The sequence below is a fragment of the Moheibacter sediminis genome (genome assembly GCF_900176425.1).
Classification (GTDB): Bacteria; Bacteroidota; Bacteroidia; order Flavobacteriales; family Weeksellaceae; genus Moheibacter; species Moheibacter sediminis.
Genome location: NZ_FWXS01000017.1, coordinates 1 through 3,155, shown reverse-complemented (window position 1 = coordinate 3,155; position 3,155 = coordinate 1). Strand labels below are relative to the sequence as shown.

The following is a 3,155-nucleotide window of genomic DNA, read 5'->3' as shown; positions in this document are numbered from 1 at the left end:
TAGGCGAAACCTTGCGTACAGACTACAGCTACCCACAGGATGGATTGCATTGGCAGACCGGTATCATGAATCAGATGATTGAAAAAAACATGATATCAACGCCTGTAATTGTGAAAACTTACAATAACGGAACCATTCTATCAGAACAACTGACCGAATATCAGGTTGTCAATACAGATCAGATATTACCCCATCACGTTTACACCAAAAAAGGATCAAACAACTTAGAAAAGAAAATCACTTACAACAGCTACGATGCCCTGGGCAACCTGACACAGTATACATTGGAGAACGGGACACCTGTGAGCATCATCTGGGGCTACAACGGGCAGTATCCGATCGCCAAAGTAGAAGGAGCATTGTATAGTTCCTTGTCTACCTACATAAGTACGCTTCAGGGAGCCAGCAACACAGGAACCCTTACAGCAGGCTCTTTCGACAACCTTCGTAATTTAACAGGCGCGATAGTTACCTGCTACATTTATAAGCCGTTGGTAGGCGTAACGACCATCATCCAGCCCAACGGCCAGAAAGAAATATATGAGTATGACGGTTCGGGCAGGCTGATGCAGGTCAAAGACCACAACGGATCGATCTTAAAGAAAATGGATTACCACTACAAAAACCAATAACCCATGAAGAGCTTACACCCTTACAAAACCATATTCGCGTCGCTGGGCTTGTTTACCGCGGCATTCTCCATGTCGCAGGTAGTACCGACTGGCACAGAGAATTACATCTATGTACAGGAACCCATGGATGCTGTAACTGCAGTTCAACCCAATACCGATGCGATACGAACCATTCAGTACTTTGACGGATTGGGCAGGCCCAAACAAACCGTTCAGGCAGGTGCAGTCCCGGTAATCAACGGTGATATAATTGTTCATTATGATTATGACGGATTTGGAAGACAGGACAAAGATTATCTCCCAACCCGTGCCTTGTCCAACAACGGGGCTTATGTGAGCGATCCGGTCAGCAGATATGAAAGTTATTACAATAGCCCCACAGGCTACAATACCCAGATTTATTACTCAGAAAAAGAAATTGAGAACTCACCGCTGAATCGTGTAATGAAGCAGGCAGCACCGGGAGATGAATGGAAGCTGGGTTCAGGAAAAGAAATTAAATTTCAATATGAAGCCAATACTGAGCAGGACCAGGTATATGTTTATTATGTAGACGGGAGCGGGAGCCTTGTGCGAGGCAAAGAAATAGACGGGAGCGGGAGGCGAAAGACCTATTATTTGAATAACTTTCTTTACAAAACCGTTACCACGGACGAAAACGGCCACAAAATAGAAGAATACAAGAACAAACAGGGACAGGTAGTGCTGAAAAGAACCTATGTCACATCTGCCACCACAGCGGGCAGAGGCGGCGGCGGAAATCCTCCTGCAGCTCTTTTAAAAGCAGATACCTATTACGTATATGATGTATTTGGGAATCTTACCTATGTCATACCCCCGCTGTTGTCTGCCTTATACACAGGAACGGGAAATTTACCTTCGGACTGGGGAGACAAGATGAATGATTTGGGATATGTTTACCGTTATGACGAAAGAAACCGTCTTATAGAGAAGAAGCTTCCCGGCAAAGACTGGGAATACATGGTATACGACAGGCAGGACAGATTGGTGGCCACGCAGGATGCCAACCTGCGCACAGACGGAAACTGGCTTTTTACCAAATATGACAAATTCGGAAGAGTTGTTTATACAGGTATTTACAACGGAGGAACCAGCAGAGCCAATGTACAGACAGCCGCCTATGCAGCTGAGAACAACAATGAATCGAGAGAAACAACCGTGAAGTTTACCAAGAACACACTGGGCGTTTATTATACCACCACCGCTTTTCCGTCAAGCTTCACAGAGCTTTTATCGGTTAATTATTACGACAGCTACACCCATGTAGAGTTCGCCAAACAATCACAGGATTTACAGGTACCCCCGGGACTTCGCACCGGAACAACCGGCAGTGCAGATGACGGCACCAAGGGAATGGCACTGGTATCCCATGTACGCATAACGGGCACCGATCAATGGGAGAAAACACTCACCCGTTACGACAAAACATCAAGACCCGTGCTGATGCTCAAAACCAACCACCTGGGCGGCTACACCGAAACGGTAAGTGAGCTGAACTTCCGCGGACAGCCACTCCAAACCGACCTTTTCCACAAACGCTCTCAGGGAAGCACAGAAACGGAAATAAAAACCATAGAGAAATTTACCTATGACACGCAAGGGAGACTTACCCAACATACCCATAAGGTGGGAAGCAAAGCAGAAGAGCTCCTTGCGCTCAGCACCTATGACCAGCTCGGGCAGCTTATGAACAAAAAAGTAGGAGGCACCAACCTTACGGGAGGCAGCGGAAGGCTTCAGCATATAGACTACAAGTACAACATAAGAGGCTGGCTTACCGACATCAACGATGTAAATACCAGCCTGATTGCAGACCGGGGCATTCCGGGACCCGGCCAGTCGGACGATATGTTTGCTTTCCATATCAACTACGAGACCCTGGATTATCAGGACGGAGTAGTCTTCAGCGCACCCGCATCCCCGCTTTACAACGGAAACATCTCCCAGACCTTCTGGCGCAGCTCCTCGGACGACAAGATCAGAGGATACTCGTACGAATACGACCAGCTCAACCGCCTTCGTTATGCCAGCTACACCAAAGTCAGCCTCAATATGAGCAGCTTCCCGGGAGCCTATGACGAAGCCCTTGCTTACGATCTGAACGGAAACATCCTGAACCTGATAAGGCACACGGGAGATGCCAATGAAAACCAGGTAAACATGGACAACCTTAGCTATACCTACCAGAACGGCAACCAAAACTCCAACCGCCTGATGAAGGTGACCGACGATGTGAGCAGCAGCAGCACGGGAGGATTCTCCAACGGAAGCTCAGGCACAAGCAATGACTACACCTATGATGAAAACGGCAATATGCTCAGTGACCTGAACAAAGGGATCACGGAGATCCTTTACAACCACCTGAACCTTCCGACCCACATTTATTTTGGTAATAACGGGAGCATCGAGTATTTTTACAATGCAGCAGGTCAAAAGATAAAGAAAACAGTGCACGACACCCCCAACAATACCATCAAGCATGTGGACTACCTGGACGGGTTC

General features: G+C 47.4%; 1 protein-coding gene and 1 pseudogene. Both read left to right on the top strand.

The features are described from left to right. Positions 1–632, top strand: a pseudogene (locus B8977_RS15145) (RHS repeat domain-containing protein); the annotation flags it as partial. Between the two features lie 3 nt (positions 633–635). Continuing rightward, on the top strand, positions 636–3,155 hold a 2,520-nt coding region (locus B8977_RS14875; protein WP_143736555.1), incomplete at its 3' end, for a DUF6443 domain-containing protein.